The following is a 14,360-nucleotide window of genomic DNA, read 5'->3' as shown; positions in this document are numbered from 1 at the left end:
GGGGTGGTGAGCTTGGACGACAGCGGAGCCGAAGCCGACGTGGTCGGGTGTAGCTGCTGCCCGTCTGTTGTGAGCGGGGTCCGGGCCACCGAGTGAGGTTCGGGACGCGACAGCCGGATCTCGGGAGTACATGGGCAACTCCATGTACTCACATCGAACTAGCTTGCGATTGACATCGTTGTCAAGAACGGACCGTGTTGGAGGTAGTTGGTTTCATTGGGCCGCTGAGCTGCGGATACATTGAAGACCCACCCCATTCCGGCTGTGATATCGATTGCTAGCGTTGGCGTGTGCGAGGGTCGTTGGTTGACGTCAGCCATTAAATGGCGGGTTTGATGACAAGTAGGGACGGCTGGTCCGCAACCATGCCAGCACGAGCGATCGCGCATGATGCAACGTTGGATAACGACCGCATGCCTTCGGTCGTCCCCATGCTCTGGTCGGGATCCGTGCGCGTGGGTGTTTCGGATTCCGATCGTCGCTCCCATGAAGAGGAACCTGTAGCCGTTGCGTTCGTAGTCGCGCCTGCTTGGGTCCAGGTTGTCGTCGGCAACATCGAGGAGCGGAGGGGCCGGTTTCTGCTTGAACACCGTCGTCATGAGGGTGTCGCCTATTTCGTTCCGCCCGGTGAGCTTCTGGATGCGGGTTTCGATCGCCTCGAATGCCCGAAGAACAGCGTCATTGCCATTGCCGGCGGGGAGCCGGTCGCGGGCGGTTTCGTCGATGGTGGGGTGCAGTGACGAGGCATCGAAGTACTTGGGTGGGGTGATCTCTGCGCGAGACCGTACCGCGTAGCGAAGTTCGAGATGGTCGTTCAGTGCGCCCATCAGGCCGCCGGACCGTTGAGGTATCACGTCGAGTATCTGCATGCGCTTCACGAGGCCGTTGCCGACGCGGTCCTCGATCACGTCGTCTACCCGGACATCTTCGCCCAAGTGCACTTTCAGGGTGTCGGTGGTGACCTGGAATACCTTGATCTGTCGTTCGGTGTCGGTCCCGTGGCTCCGCTGGTGAATCCTGACGGCGGTTATCGGTGAACTCTGGCATCAGACGCCGGGACCGAGATCCGCTGGTATCGGTGGAATCTGACGTCATCGGCGAGCGTGTCTGGCAGGTTGGGCGTGTCCGACGAACGCCCTGTAATCAGTGTAAGGCGTTTTGTGTCAAGCGATTCGGTCGGTGCCCAGGTCTGTCGATGACCGTGTGCGTCGAACTCCGTGGTGCTGATCACACCATGGGAGGGGTTCAGCCATCTCCGCGCGTTGAGCAGGTTTCCCCGTCACGGGTGGGGAAGCAAAACTCTCTGCTGTGTAGCAAGTTTGGACATTCGAGCGATAGGGGACTCGGGTGCGGCGAGCGCGCTTATCTCGAGTTGGAGGTCAACGATGTCTCATTGGAGGAGAAGTCCGCGCACGGTTCGACAGTCGGTCCTGCTGGCCGCAGTCGCCGGGACGGTGGTGCTTGCTCCGGCCGCGCTGGTCTTACCGGCATTCGCAACCCCTGATCAACCCCCGGCTACTACCGCACCTGTCACCATCGCGCCCGTGACGACGGTGCCGCCCGTGACGACCGTGCCGCCGGTCACCACGGTGCCGCCGGTGACGACCACGCCGCCGGTCACCAGTGTTCCGCCGGTCACGACCGAACCGCCCGTGACGACTCCGTCATTTCCGAAACCTGTTGAGCCGGAAGACCCCGACGGCTTCGATGTCTGGGGCTACGACCGGTGGGGTTACGATCGCTGGGGTTACGATCGCTGGGGTTACGACAGGTGGGGCTACGACCGGCAAGGCTACAACGAACGGGGCTACACCTCGCAGGGCTGCGCCCGTTCCGGCGAGGACCGGCCGGACGCCGACCGGCTGGCCTGCGAACTGCGCAGGGCGCGACCTTCCACCGGCAGCGCAGGCAGCTGAAACCCATACCGCCGCTGCTTAACACCTCGCACATCGACTCGTAGCGCAGAAACCGCGCCGCGGGTCGATGCGCGGTTAACCGATGCTAGCTGACGTCACAAGTCCCCCTGACCACCGCCATTTCAACGAACTGCAATGCCGCTGATCGCTCTGACGGAACCGGGAGGCTCGGTGACGAACGCCGGATACGGTTCGGCGGGCAGGGGGCTGCAACGGTTCTCGAGCGGCGACGGTCGCGACACTGGCACGTCCATCGGTGGTCGGCCGTATTCGCAGTCGGCGTTACCGGGTGCTTGTCTCCTGCGACCCGAGAGGAGTTCGAGAATCGCGTTTTGAGCGCAAGTCAAATCGGTTGCGGTAGTGGTATTTTCGGCGGGCTGTCGCAGGCCCCGGTCTCGGCGGGACACACATAACATGGGCAACTGAGAAACGCCTGCTCATAGTGGGTACGTATCCGGTCTGACGATTGCGGTGCGCCAGCACCGATCGGTTTGCCGTTCCTGTATTCGTCGTGCCCAAGGTGGGCGCATCGAACATGGGAACGGGGACGACCTGCGGTTTTCGGGTGGGCGGTTGGTGTCGAAGCCGGAGATCCAGGACCTTACGACGGAACTCTTCGGGATAACGCCGTGGCAGGAACAAGTCTTCTTCGATGACTTCGTGACCAAGAGTCGAGCAATCAACTCCGGAGAACCGGGGGAACATCAACTCGGTCACTTATGAGAACAGGTCGAGTTTCTCTCAGGTGTCGGCAATAGTGGCCCATCGGCGCGTGAGTAGGCGGCATGCGTGGACGAGCTGGGGTGGGTGAAGGTCGGTGAGTTCGGTGTCGAAGGTGGCGAGGATGCCGGCGACACCGGCCCAGGACCAGGCGCCGAGAGTGAGCCGGCAGTGTTCGGTGTCGAGGTGTTCCACGACGGCGCCGCCTGGCGCCCAGCGGGCCACGATGTGAGCGGGCAGGTTGAGCCGTGCGGTGCCGGTGCATTGCCAGTCGGCCGGGGTGTCGCCGCGGTCGTGGGTGCCCATCACGAAGTGGGCGAGGTCGTCGTCGGGAAGCGCGCGGGCGGAGAAGTGCTGCGTAGTGGGGCGGGAGTGCAGTCGATCGACGCGGTGCACTCGCCATTCGTGGTCGGTGAGGTCGTAGGCGACCAGGTACCACCGGGCGGCCCAGACGACCAGGTGGTGCGGCTCGATGCGGTGTGCGGGCAGGAAATCGGGATCCCCGGGTTCGGGGCGTGTGCCGTCGGGACGCAGTGTCTCGGTGACGAGTAGGTGGCGGTGGCGTACCGCGGTTCCGACGGCGGTGAGAGCGGACGGGGCGATGGGAGGTGCGGGGAACTCCCAGTAGTTCTGCAGCCGGGTCAGGCGCAGGGATTCCATGGATGCCCGCAGCGCAGGGGGCATGACCTGGTGCAGAGTGGCCAGTGCCCGCGCCGCGTCGTCCCCGAGACCGAACATCGTGCTGGGCGCGGTCTGCAGGGCCACCGCGACCGCGAGGGCCTGGTCGTGGTCGAACAGCAGCGGCGGCAGGGTGTGCCCCGCGCCGAGCCGATAGCCGCCGTCGGGGCCGTGGATGGTGGTGATCGGATAGTCGAGCTGGCGCAGTGTTTCTATGTCGCGGCGGACGGTGCGTTCGCTGACTCCGAGCCGGGCGGCCAGCTCGCGCAGCGGCCACTGCCGTCCCGATCCGAGCAGCGACAGCAGTCGCAACGCCCGGTGTGAGGTGTTCGCCATCGTCCCATCATGACCAGTAGTGGCCACTCGGTGTCCACTATGGATGTCAGGGTGGATTCTGTTCAGCGAGCAGTGGCAGAGAGGACGGTCGGGTATGCGGCTGGTCGTGGTCGGTGGCGGGATCGGCGGGCTGGCTCTGGGGGCAGGGCTGCGTCGCCGGGGATTCGAGGTTGCGGTATTCGACCGCGACACCGACGTGGCGGCGACAGGCGGCTACCACATCACCCTGGACGAGCGGGCGCAGTCGGCGCTGAAAGATCTAGTGGAACCGAAGATCATGCAGCGGTTGCTGGCATCGGGTTCGGCGCTGCGGCTGCGCGAGCGTGACGCGTTCTGGGACCGCCGCGGCCGGCTGCTCGGCCACGGGCCGGATCTGAGTGGCAGCGGCAGTGTCGACGTCGATCGGATTACCCTGCGGATGCTGCTGGCCGAAGCAGTGGGTGATGCCCTGCACCTGGGATGCAGCGCGTCCGGCGTCGGCCATGATGACCACGGCACGCCCCAGGTGCTGTTCACCGATCGAGCGCCGGTCTCGGCGGATCTGGTGGTGGGTGCGGACGGCACCCACTCGGTGGTAGCCCGCCACCTGGCCGGAGGCCCGACCAACAGCCCGGCGGGCATCATCGGGTTCTCCGGCCGCACCCTCGTGCGAGACCTCAGCCCGGGCGAGCAGCAGCGGCTGAGGCCACGATCGGGGCTGGCGATCGGCCCGCGCGGGGCAGCGCTCTATGTCGGCTTCCTCGACCCGGTCGGCAACGCCGCGCTCGACGCTCCCGAGCTGCGGATGTCGGTCACCACCGGACCCACCTATATCTGGGGCGCCATGTTCCCCGAATCCGCCGACACCGACTCCCTGCGTGATCTGCGTGGCGGCGCGCTGCAGGCCGCGCTGCTGGGCCGGTTTCGCAAGCGGGGCTGGGCCGAGCACACGCTCGAGGTCATCGCCCAGGCCGACCCGCACAGCGTGGCCGCGTTCCGCTTCAACGCCGCCCCCACTCGTGCGGACGATCTCGCGCCCTGGCCCGCGGGGCGAATCACCGCGCTCGGCGACGCTGTCCACGCCACACCACCCACCGCCGGAATGGGAGCGGGCGCGGCCATCCGCGACGCCGCCAGCCTGCTCGAGCACGTGAGCGCCGCCGCCGCCGGCACCGCAACCCTCACCGACGGCGTGGAACATTTCGAGGCCGACATGCGTCAGCGCGGCGGAGAAGTCCTGACCCTGGCCATGAAGACCGTCCGGTGGATCCTGGCCACCGACACCACACTCGGCGCCGCAGCCACCGCCGTGAGCACCCCGATTCTGGCCGCAGCCGCCCGGCTACGTCACTGACGAGCCGCGCGACGTTCGTGCTCTGTGCTCAGAACAGGGTGTCGCGCACGCGCACGGGCCGGTAGCCGGTGGATCCGAGCCAGCCATCAGGAACCCTTCTTCGCAGTGACACGCGGCTGCGTCCGCCGCGGCGCGGTGCAGCTGAGTGATGCGCCTGGGAACCGCCCCGCCGGTGATCATGAGACAACCCGGACTCCTGCGAGGTATCCAGACACCATCTGCCCCCTACGGTCGAGCGGGTTCGGTCGACCGATCAGGTTTCGTCTGTCCGGGCCGGTCTGGCACCTCGCATGGTGAGCCAGGTGAGGTCTTCGGGCAGCAGTCGGGACGCGACATATCCGCCCGTCGCCGATTCAGTGCCGCAGTGTCGTGATGGCGATGTCGAGGAATTCGCGCAGGAGCTTGTCATGGTGGTCCGAGGCGACAACCAGGCATGTCTCGGCCCCGGGGGCGTCGGTGACGGGGCGGTGGACGAGGTCGGGGCGGACGTAGGCGCGCGCCACACTCAGTGGGACGAGTACCAGGCCGTGCCCGGAGGCGATGAGCTCGAACTTTTCTTCCAGTGACAACGTCCGCCTGTTCCGGACGTCGAGCATCCGCTCACCGTCGAGATCGGCCAGGGTGAGTTCCCGGCGCGACGCCAGCGGATGGGTCGCGGGCATGCAGGCAACCCTGGGTTCGTGACCGACGGGGATGGTGCGCAATCCGGATTCATCGAAAGGTCTTCGCAGGTAACCTATCTGAGCTCGACCGTCCCGCAGTGGTGCGTCCCGCTCCCACCAGCGCGCCGGCACGACATCGGTTTCGACCTCCGGGTGACGCATCACGAATTCCCGGATCGCCTCCGATACACGCAACCCGATGGAGAACGCGACCACCAGCCGTCGCACGCCGCGGTCGACATCGTGCACGCGCCGCACCGCCGCGTCGACGGCCGCGAGAATCCCCTGCGCCTCCTCGTAGAGCTGCTTCCCGGCGGCGGTCAGCTCCACGTTGCGGGTGGTCCGCACGAGCAGCGTGCAATCCAATTCCTGCTCGAAAGCCTTGATCTGACGGCTCAGCACGGGCTGGGCGATGTAGAGCTTTTCCGCCGCCCGGCCGAAGTGCCGGTGCTCTGCCACCGCGGCGAAGTAGCGGAGCTTGCGCAAATCCAGATCCATACCCTCACGGTATCAATCTACGGAAAGGGTCTTGGACGCCGCGACGAACCGTCACCAGACTCGAAGCATGATCGTCATCACCGCCCCCACCGGTCACATCGGCAGCCGACTGCTGGACATCCTGCTCGAAACATCCACTCGCAGTGAAGAATTACGCGTCATTGTGCGCGATCCCGGGAATCTCCCGGAGGCGATCCGCTCCCGCGTCGATATCGTCACCGGATCGCACGGCGATGCCGATGTCGTGGACCGGGCCTTCGCCGGTGCGGACGCGGTCTTCTGGCTGGTCCCGCCCGACCTGTACGCGCCGAATCTGGACGCCGCGTTTTCCGGATTCACGCACGCCGCCGCGAAGGCCTTCACCACCCACGACGTCGGGCACGTCGTCGGCGTCTCGGCGCTCGGGCGTGGTACTCCCGTCGCGGGTCGCGCCGGGCAGGTGACGGCATCGCTGGCAATGGACGATCTCATTGCGAATACGGGCGTGGCCTATCGGGCACTGGCGAACCCGACGTTCATGGATAACCTCCTGTGGCAGGCGATTTCGATCCGCGACGCCGGCGTGTTCACCGGCACCGCGGCCGCCGACCGCAAGGCACCGATGGTCGCCACCCGCGATATCGCCGCGGCGGCCGCCCGCCTGCTGCTCGACCGCTCCTGGTCGGGGACGGGCGAGGTCGCAGTGCTGGGACCGGAGGATCTGGCACCGAAGGACATGGCGCACACCATGTCCGAGGTGCTCGGTCGCCCCATCCGCTACCAGCGGCAGTCTCTCGACGACTTCCGCGCAGCACAGACCGCCCGAGGCGTCAGCGATCCGATCGCGACCGCCTACGTCGACATGATGCGCGCCAAGGAGAACGGCCTCGACGACGGCGTACCGCGCTCCGGTGCGACCGCGAGCCCGACGAGCTTCCGCGAGTGGTGCGAGCAGAATCTCGCGCCAGCGGTCCGGGCATGAACGCCGAGATCGTCCTCATCGTCGGGGCGTCACGCAACGTCGATCTCGCCGCCTCCGCCTAGTACGCGCGACGCGGCTGGGACGTCATCGCAACCACCCGGAACGACGGAGGCTGTCGTCGTTCGCAAACATCTCCGGGATGGACCAAAAGCGACACGCCGCCAGGATTCGTGAACAACTGCCGTTAGCACCAAACCTGCGTGACCTCTCTCCAAAGGCGACACACAGCGGCCCGCTTGGGTGGCCAGCGACGGCTGGCCACCCAAGTACCGATGAACGCCGTGCGCGACGAGTAACGATTGCGCTGCCGTTGTCTACCGTCCGCGCTATGTCGCCCACGCTGACCACCGGGGATCTGTTGGCCGGGATCGGCCAGGAACCGGTGCTTGCCGCCGAGGTCGATACCTTCGATGACCGGTACCTCGCTGCGGTCCAGCGAGTCCAGCACGCGGCGCGCGAACTGCGCGCGCAGACCGCCGACCTCATCAGCGGTCACTGCCACAGCTGGCCCGGCGGCACCAGCCGTGCCGCGATCACCGTCGCCACGAAGTCGTCCGGAGCGTACGCGATGTTTCTATCGCCGGTCAGAACTGTTGTACAACAAGCCCGTTGAGTTCGAATCCTGGCTGGTCATGATCATGCCCGGCCGATCCATGGCGTGCAACAGCGGCCGACACGAAATGCGCTGTTGTATCGGGACGGTGAATGCTGGTGCACCAGCCGGGTCAGACGACCGCGTACGGGTAGGCCGCGGCGCGTCCCTGGAACGAGAGGATCCGTAGGTTCTTGACCCGGCCCTCGCGAATCTCGATCGCGCGCCGAATCGTCTCGTTGCCGTCCCAGGCGTCGGGACCGGACATAACGATCGGCAGGTACTCCAGCAGTGCCTCGGAGTTCTCCCAGGTGGCGGAGTTCCAGAGGTATGAGGGGGTGTGGTCGACGCCGTAATAGTGCAGGTCCTCGCCGAGGCTGAACATCGGCTCCGCGAACGAGGTCGGACGGGCCCATTCGAAGCCCATGCCCTCGTCGCAGGAGACGTCGACGAACAGCGTGCCGGGCGTGAACAGTGGCAGATCCTCGTTGAGCACGAACATCAGCGGGTTGTCGGTGTCCTGGAGGATGCAGTTGACGACCACATCGTATTGGGCCAGCATCTCCGCGAGCGGTCCCGGTTCCGGCGCCTTCAGCGCGAGGGTCCGGCTGGTGTTGTCCGGGTCGCGCTCGAAATGCTGCATCCGCACCGACGCGAACGGTGCGGCAACCGCTGAGACCCTGCGTTGGGTCAGCACCGTCACGTCACTGATGCCGAGTGCCGAGAGGGCACGGACCGCGCCGCGGGCAGTGGCGCCGAAACTGATTACGGCCGCCCGCAGCCGCCGCCCGTAGTCCCCACAGGAGCCCCGCAGTTGCAGCGCGTGCAGCACCGAGCAATAGCCGGCCAACTCGTTGTTCTTGTGGAAGACGTGGACGCTGAAGTTACCCTCCTTCGTCCAGTGATTCATCGCCTCCCAAGCGATCAGGGTCAGGCCCCGGTCCACGGCCAGCTGCGTCATCCGCTCATCCTGAACGCAGTGCGGCCACCCCCACACGACCTGCCCGGGCCGCAGATTCTCCAGATCCTCGGCCGACGGCTTGGGCAACAGCAGCACGTCACATTCGGCGAACAGCTCCTCGCGCGTGCGGTGCCCGCCGACCAGCGGCTCGAGTCGTGCGTCGGAGTAGCCGAACCGATCGCCGTAGCCGTGCTCCAGAAAGACCCGATCGCGAAGCTTCGGATCGATCCGGTCGACATGCGCCGGATGGATTGCCAATCGGCGCTCATCCGCCTTGCGGGAGGTCCCGATGACACCGACTGTTAGTTGCTTCACCAAACGAGCCTACGCGCAGCAAACGCGCTGCTGCCCTTGGGTGGACTGCCTCATGTTGTGGCCGGGTCGTTGGGCCGAGCCGGGAGGTGTGATTATTGCGTTGCTGGTGTCTGGTCGTCGACCAGGTTGAACACCGTGCGTGTGGGACGGCCGCGGAACAGTTGGGCGATGATGATGGCGGCGCTTGCCTCGAGGTAGTGGGCGTGCCGCAGATCGCCGGTCTGCAGTGGAACTCCGCCGACGTCTTCGATGAGTCGGGTGGTCGCGTGGAGGGCGGTCGGGTGGTCTCCGCAGTAGGGCACGGTGAGTGGGCGGCCGTCGAAGGCTATCGACGGCATGCGCCATACGTCGGCGTGGCAGAGGTTGAATGCCTTGACCACGTGTCCGCCGGTCGCCTTCGCGATCTGCTGGGCCATCGATTCCCCGGGCGGGGTGGTGAGGGTGAATCCCTCGATTTCGACGGGGTTGTTGCAGTCGATGATGGGCTTGCCGCGCAGGCCGTCCCCGATACGTTCGAGGGTGTACTCCATGCCTTGGTACAGCACGGCGATCAGAGCGGCGTCGGCGTGCAGCGCCGCCTCGGCGAAGCTGCCGGTGCGTGCGTTCAAACGATCGGCCAGGGCGGCGGCCTTTTCTGAAGACCGTCCGGTGATCATCAGGTCGTGTCCGTTTGCGGCCCATTTGGCACCGAGGACCTCGGCCATGTTTCCGGCTCCGAGGATCGAGATTCTCATGCGGTCGAAGCTAGAACGTCGTGGGGCACCCGACGGTGCCCTACGACAGGTCAGCAATCCTGCTCGAATGCGAGTTCCTCGGCATGCTCCTCGGCCCAGCGCGCCAGCAGCGACACCGGTTCCAGAAGGCTTTTCCCGAGCGGGGTGAGCGTGTATTCCGTCCCGGGCGGCGCGGCGGCGAGGACACGACGCTCGACCAGCCGTGACGCCTCCAGCTTGCGCAATGTCTGTGTCAGCATCTTCTTGCTGATCCCCCCGATACGGTCCCGCAATTCGCTGTAGCGTTGCGGCCCGTCGCCGAGCCCGAAGATCACGACCACAGACCAGGTATCGGCGACAAGGGCCAGCGTGGTGCGCGCGGGACAATCGGCGAGGAAGACGTCGTGTTCACTCATGAAGCGAGTCCGTTCACTGTGTGGACCGATCCGGCTGGTTTCCAGCTTATGGGCATCGAGTTCGTCGGCTGAGAGGGCTCATACAGTAGGACCGCTACCGGACCATGACGGTTCTCGGGGACAGGGCAGCTTCGGAGGGTCTCAGCGAGTTCTGCCGTAGCGCCGCCAGCACCCGCGCGTCATCGCGCGCACGCCCCCGGCGGCGATGCCTCACGACCTGCACAGCGGCGACGGCAGCGACCGCCAACGCACATACCCCGGCAGAGGCGAGTACTACTGCCTGCCGTTCGGCGACGTGGACGACCTTGGGGACAACCACCAGCGCGGCGATGAAACTCGGGTGGGTTCCGGCGATACCACAGACCGCCACCCAGCCCGGCCCCGACCGGGCGAGACCAGCACACGGCGTCATTCAGTACCGCCCTACACACGTGGGCCGAATTCTTGACGACTAGATGGCAATTGGCCACACAACACACTGTCGGCACCATGACCAGTGGCGGTGCGGTTAGGGAGCACACTGGTAACTCGTCGGGTACACCCAGAACTCGTGCGGCACCCAACGCAGGACCTGAACGCGAATCTGCGTCACCTGACCAGTACGGCCTAAAGACGCGGAGAGGCGGGGCAGCCTACGGCGTGGTGAGCGCCTTGACGACGGCGGAGCCGAAGCCGAGGTCGTTGGAGGTGGCCAGGCGGGTGTAGCTGCCGCCGGTCTGCTGCGCCAGTGTCTGGAGGGTCTGGGTGCCACTGCCGCCGAGCACGATCACATCGATGCGGACCGGGTGGGCCGGGTCGATCGCGGCGGTGATGCTCGAGGCCAGTTGCGGGCCGGTGACCGTGGAGTCGTCGTCGGGTCCGTCGGTGATCAGCAGTACCGAATTGGTCCGGCCCGGCGCGTAACCGGAGACGGCGCTCTTGTACGCGGCGATCAGGGACGGATAGGCCTCGTCGGAGCGGCTTTCGCCGGGTCGCAGCGTGCTCAGCGCGGCAGTGATCTTCGTGCGCTGGCTGTCGGCGAGTGGGGAGGTGGCCGCCGCTATCTCGTACGGATCGGTGCCGTCCAGGTTCTTGCCGAAGGCCCAGACGCCGAGCCCGAAGTCGGGGGGCATGACCGTCATCGTGGAGTTGAGGGCGGCGATGACATTCGCCAGTCGCGTCCCGGCACCCTCGGTGGTTCCCATCGACGCCGACACGTCGACCAAAACCGTGGACCGCACGCCCAGAACAGGATTCGCGAGGGTGGCGCGGACCTTGTCCTGCGCGGCGCGCTGCGGTGCGGCGTTCGGAGCCTGTGATGCGCTGGCGAAACCGGCCGCGACGAAGGTCTGTGCCTGCTCCGGCTTGCGCAGATAGTCGATGAACCGCCCGGCGATGAGATTCTGTGTCTTGTCGACCCAGGCCCCGGACATCAGCGCGGCCGGGTAATCCGCCGTCGGTGCCGACCCCGCGGGCCGGAACACGGCGAGGCCGGACTGCGCCCTGAGTTGCTGCTCGGTAGCCGCCACCGCGTGCACCGGCCCGTTCTGGGCCGCGATCGCGGCTAGCGCGGCCATGGTGTCGGAGGCCTGCGGGGCGTCGGCGGCAAGTCCGGAGATCGCGGCGACCACCTGACCGGATCGCGCGGCCTCCTCGCTGAGTGGTTCGGCGCCCGACACCGCGGAGCCGACCGCAGTGGCGGCGGCCAGCGTGGCGTCACCGGACGGCACGGCCATGCGCAGACCGCCCCAGCCGGACAGCCCGAGCTCACCCAGCGATCCCTGTTGCAGGCGCGGTAGATCCGCCCAGGAGACCTCGGCCTGCTCCAGCGCGCTGCGCAGTTCCTCCGGCACCGCAAGCACGATCGGGCTCGCGGCGATCGGCACGGGGGTGCCCTCGATCAATCCCGGCACCCGCATGGACTCGATGGAGCGGGTCGAATCGGCGATCCACAGCGCGGGCTGCGCGCCGAGCCTCTGGTCCCACGGTTTGCCGCTGGTGAAAGCCGCGACGACCGCCAAGGACGGTTGCGCGATCACCGCGACCCGCGCGCAGTGATCGCGCACCTTCGGCCGGGTCGCGTTGTAGCTGTCGGCGACGGCCCGCACCTGCGCCGCGATGCTCAGATCGGCCGTCACGTGCAGTGTCGCGGGACCCTCCACGCACTCCGCCGCCGCCGCACTGTCCTGATCAGCCGCGCGATCACGCAGCTGGAACCAGCCGACGACGATCGCGGCCAGCAACGCAACGGCAACCACTACGATAACCGGACCTTTGCTGACGCCTCGGGATCTGGTTCCGCTGCGATGAGTGCCCACGCGCTCAGTGTATGGTCACCGGCCCTGACCGGACTCGGCGAGGCTCCCTCCGCGCGAGCATGCGGTGCGGTCGATGCCGCGTTCCGATCGACGCTCCGCCGCCGCGCCCGACGGGCGCGACGGCGGAACCTCATCGGCGAATCACGCGTCCGCGGTCGAACTCGTGCCCGCCCCAGACGCCGGATTGTCCGGTGCGCGCGGCGAATTCACCGCACGCGTCCAGGATCGGGCAGCGTGCGCAGACCTCCCGCGCGTAGTCGAAGTCCTGGGACGGGTAGGGGAACCAGGCCTCGTGGTTCGGGTCGCCACGGCAGGCCGCCCGGTGCCACCCTCGGGAATCCGAGAGCGGGAGCAGGTCGGCCAGGGTCAATTCCGTGACGGCGGTGGTCGCGGTGCGCGTCATCGCGATCCTCTCCTTTCTCGGGTCGTGGTCAGGTGACGGCGAGCTGCTTCCAGATCCGCCGCTGCTGCCTGACCCGGTGGGTGGGTGCCTTCGGTTCCCAGAGCAGGCGCATGCCCGCCTCCTCGGGGGTGCGGTCGGCCTTGGCGGTGTTGCACGGCGCGCAGCAGGCCACCAGGTTGCTCCAGGTGTTCGGGCCGCCCCGCGACCGCGGCCGGATGTGGTCCACGGTGCGGGCCCAGCCCGCGCAGTAGCCGCACCGGTGGTTGTCGCGGCGCAGCACACCCGCCAAGGTGGCCTTGCTCTCGTCGTCGACCAGCGTGGTGTACGCCAGGTAGACATAGCGCAGCAGCCGAATCGTCTGCGGCAGAGCGAGTTCCACGTGCCGCGACCGGATCGGGAAGTGCGGCTCGCGGTCGGCGATCGACTCCGCGGCTCCGGCGACGAGCAACACCACGGCCCGGTCGGCCTTGATCTCGTCGAGCGCCTCGTAGGAGGCGTTCAGGACGAGGACTCCGGTGTGTATCCAGTTGTCGGCGGTCACCGCCGCCGGGTCGGCGGCACAGCGGAACATCATGGGAATCACCATGTTTCGTGGGAATCGAGCGAAGAAGGAGAGGAATGCGGCGGTCAGCCGACGGCCTGGAGGCGGCGGTAGCCAGGTTCGCCGTGCCGCGCACTCATCGGCTTGCCGAACGCGTCGCCCGCGATCGACAACCGCGTCATCTCGACATCCATTCGCTCGGTCGTCTCCGGAATCACTGCCGCCCCTCCTCTCGCTGCTCAGCGACCACCCTCGATGCGGTGGTCATCGTCGAAACACATGGTGGCACAGCGCACCCGCCGTTGTCGGGTCATTTTTCGGCGGTGCGGCGTCCCTGAGCTGGCGTCGATCCGACATGCCCCGCCGACGTGCCCTGGTGCGTCCCGCGGCCCGTGCAGGCGGGCATGCCGATCGTGCGCCGGAGAAGGGCGGGGATCAGGCTGGACGCAGCTCGGCCGCGCCGAAGGAGACGTTGAACCGGTCGCACCAGATCGCGACACTGGTCAGCCGGGTGAGGTCCGCGTCGGCGGGGATGGCGTAGTTCTGGTTGCCCTGGTTGCCCTTGAGTTTGCCCAGGTCGGTGTGCGCGCCGTCGTCGAAGACGAACCACCCGTCGCGGCCCTCGCGCACCGGGGCGTCGGTGAGCCAGACGTGCAGGTCGGGGCCGTCGGAGGTGTCGAGGTTTTCTAGGCGCAGCACTTGGCCGCCGTCGGGCAATCGCAGGACCACGACCGTGCCAGCCGTCGCGTGCTCATGCGAGATGAACGTGCCGCGCGCGATGGCGCGGGGCTGCGGTACCTCGGCGCCAGGTGCCGGAGCGGCGGAGACCGACGGCGCCTCCTCCTGGACGGTGGTGTCGGTGAACAAACGCCACGGCTGGAACAGGGCCAGGCCGGTGCCGAGCCCGGCCACCGCCAGCACGACGACGATCCAGGTGATCGGCGAACGGGTGATCCTGCGTGCGGACACCATGGCATCTCCTCGGACGTCGTGACGCGGCCTGTTGGTTCATTCTGCC

Annotated in this window: 17 protein-coding genes; 5 read left to right on the top strand and 12 right to left on the bottom strand. The window is 67.0% G+C overall.

Going from position 1 to position 14,360, the window contains the following annotated elements; translation table 11 throughout:
- Positions 1-158 precede the first annotated feature (158 nt).
- On the bottom strand, positions 159-827 hold the full coding sequence (locus tag OHA40_RS34620) for a TIGR02391 family protein (RefSeq protein ID WP_442944096.1): 669 nt from the start codon (positions 825-827) through the stop codon (positions 159-161).
- Here OHA40_RS34620 and OHA40_RS01975 point away from each other — a divergent pair.
- On the top strand, positions 807-1,037 hold the full coding sequence (locus tag OHA40_RS01975) for a hypothetical protein (protein WP_330231354.1): 231 nt from the start codon (positions 807-809) through the stop codon (positions 1,035-1,037). The genes OHA40_RS34620 and OHA40_RS01975 overlap by 21 nt on opposite strands.
- A 467-nt stretch (positions 1,038-1,504) precedes the next feature.
- On the opposite strand, the gene OHA40_RS01970 is transcribed toward OHA40_RS01975, so the two are convergent.
- Positions 1,505-1,639, bottom strand: coding sequence for a hypothetical protein (locus OHA40_RS01970; protein ID WP_330231353.1), 135 nt, complete (start codon positions 1,637-1,639; stop codon positions 1,505-1,507).
- A 13-nt stretch (positions 1,640-1,652) separates the two neighbouring features.
- On the opposite strand from OHA40_RS01970, the gene OHA40_RS01965 reads away from it, so the two are divergent.
- Positions 1,653-1,916 (top strand): hypothetical protein, encoded by a 264-nt coding sequence (locus tag OHA40_RS01965; protein ID WP_330231352.1) that lies wholly within the window; start codon positions 1,653-1,655, stop codon positions 1,914-1,916.
- Positions 1,917-2,657: 741 nt separating this feature from the next.
- Here OHA40_RS01965 and OHA40_RS01960 read toward each other — a convergent pair.
- Complete coding sequence (locus OHA40_RS01960; protein WP_330231351.1) at positions 2,658-3,650, bottom strand: helix-turn-helix transcriptional regulator; 993 nt, start codon at positions 3,648-3,650, stop codon at positions 2,658-2,660.
- 43 nt (positions 3,651-3,693) lie between these two features.
- Between OHA40_RS01960 and OHA40_RS01955 the strand changes: the two genes are divergently transcribed.
- Positions 3,694-4,983, top strand: coding sequence for an FAD-dependent oxidoreductase (locus OHA40_RS01955; RefSeq protein WP_330231350.1), 1,290 nt, complete (start codon positions 3,694-3,696; stop codon positions 4,981-4,983).
- 353 nt (positions 4,984-5,336) lie between these two features.
- Here OHA40_RS01955 and OHA40_RS01950 read toward each other — a convergent pair whose 3' ends face one another.
- On the bottom strand, positions 5,337-6,143 hold the full coding sequence (locus OHA40_RS01950) for a LysR family transcriptional regulator (RefSeq protein WP_330231349.1): 807 nt from the start codon (positions 6,141-6,143) through the stop codon (positions 5,337-5,339).
- 67 nt (positions 6,144-6,210) lie between these two features.
- Between OHA40_RS01950 and OHA40_RS01945 the strand changes: the two genes are divergently transcribed.
- Together OHA40_RS01945 and OHA40_RS01940 are read left to right on the top strand one after the other, a co-directional pair.
- Positions 6,211-7,104 carry an NAD(P)H-binding protein gene (locus OHA40_RS01945; RefSeq protein WP_330231348.1) on the top strand — a complete coding sequence of 298 codons (894 nt, stop codon included), beginning with the start codon at positions 6,211-6,213 and terminating at the stop codon, positions 7,102-7,104.
- Positions 7,105-7,432: 328 nt separating this feature from the next.
- Complete coding sequence (locus tag OHA40_RS01940; protein ID WP_330231347.1) at positions 7,433-7,717, top strand: hypothetical protein; 285 nt, start codon at positions 7,433-7,435, stop codon at positions 7,715-7,717.
- Positions 7,718-7,829: 112 nt separating this feature from the next.
- Here OHA40_RS01940 and OHA40_RS01935 read toward each other — a convergent pair whose 3' ends face one another.
- The 8 genes from OHA40_RS01935 to OHA40_RS01900 all read right to left on the bottom strand — a co-directional run bounded on the left by OHA40_RS01935 (position 7,830) and on the right by OHA40_RS01900 (position 14,314).
- Positions 7,830-8,972 (bottom strand): N(5)-(carboxyethyl)ornithine synthase, encoded by a 1,143-nt coding sequence (locus tag OHA40_RS01935; protein ID WP_330231346.1) that lies wholly within the window; start codon positions 8,970-8,972, stop codon positions 7,830-7,832.
- 92 nt (positions 8,973-9,064) lie between these two features.
- On the bottom strand, positions 9,065-9,706 hold the full coding sequence (locus tag OHA40_RS01930) for an NADPH-dependent F420 reductase (protein WP_330231345.1): 642 nt from the start codon (positions 9,704-9,706) through the stop codon (positions 9,065-9,067).
- A 50-nt stretch (positions 9,707-9,756) separates the two neighbouring features.
- On the bottom strand, positions 9,757-10,101 hold the full coding sequence (locus OHA40_RS01925; protein WP_330231344.1) for a winged helix-turn-helix transcriptional regulator: 345 nt from the start codon (positions 10,099-10,101) through the stop codon (positions 9,757-9,759).
- Between the two features lie 632 nt (positions 10,102-10,733).
- On the bottom strand, positions 10,734-12,338 hold the full coding sequence (locus OHA40_RS01920) for a hypothetical protein (RefSeq protein WP_330231343.1): 1,605 nt from the start codon (positions 12,336-12,338) through the stop codon (positions 10,734-10,736).
- 190 nt (positions 12,339-12,528) lie between these two features.
- Complete coding sequence (locus OHA40_RS01915) at positions 12,529-12,801, bottom strand: WhiB family transcriptional regulator (protein WP_330231342.1); 273 nt, start codon at positions 12,799-12,801, stop codon at positions 12,529-12,531.
- Between the two features lie 28 nt (positions 12,802-12,829).
- Complete coding sequence (locus OHA40_RS01910) at positions 12,830-13,375, bottom strand: HNH endonuclease (RefSeq protein WP_442943894.1); 546 nt, start codon at positions 13,373-13,375, stop codon at positions 12,830-12,832.
- A gap of 53 nt (positions 13,376-13,428) precedes the next feature.
- Complete coding sequence (locus OHA40_RS01905; RefSeq protein ID WP_330231341.1) at positions 13,429-13,560, bottom strand: hypothetical protein; 132 nt, start codon at positions 13,558-13,560, stop codon at positions 13,429-13,431.
- A 217-nt stretch (positions 13,561-13,777) separates the two neighbouring features.
- Complete coding sequence (locus OHA40_RS01900; RefSeq protein ID WP_330231340.1) at positions 13,778-14,314, bottom strand: DM13 domain-containing protein; 537 nt, start codon at positions 14,312-14,314, stop codon at positions 13,778-13,780.
- Between the last annotated feature and the right edge of the window lie 46 nt (positions 14,315-14,360).

The sequence above is a fragment of the Nocardia sp. NBC_00508 genome (assembly GCF_036346875.1).
In the GTDB taxonomy this organism is placed as follows: domain Bacteria; phylum Actinomycetota; class Actinomycetes; order Mycobacteriales; family Mycobacteriaceae; genus Nocardia.
The sequence above is the reverse complement of the archived record's forward strand: the minus strand, read 5'-3'. Positions and strand labels throughout refer to the sequence as shown.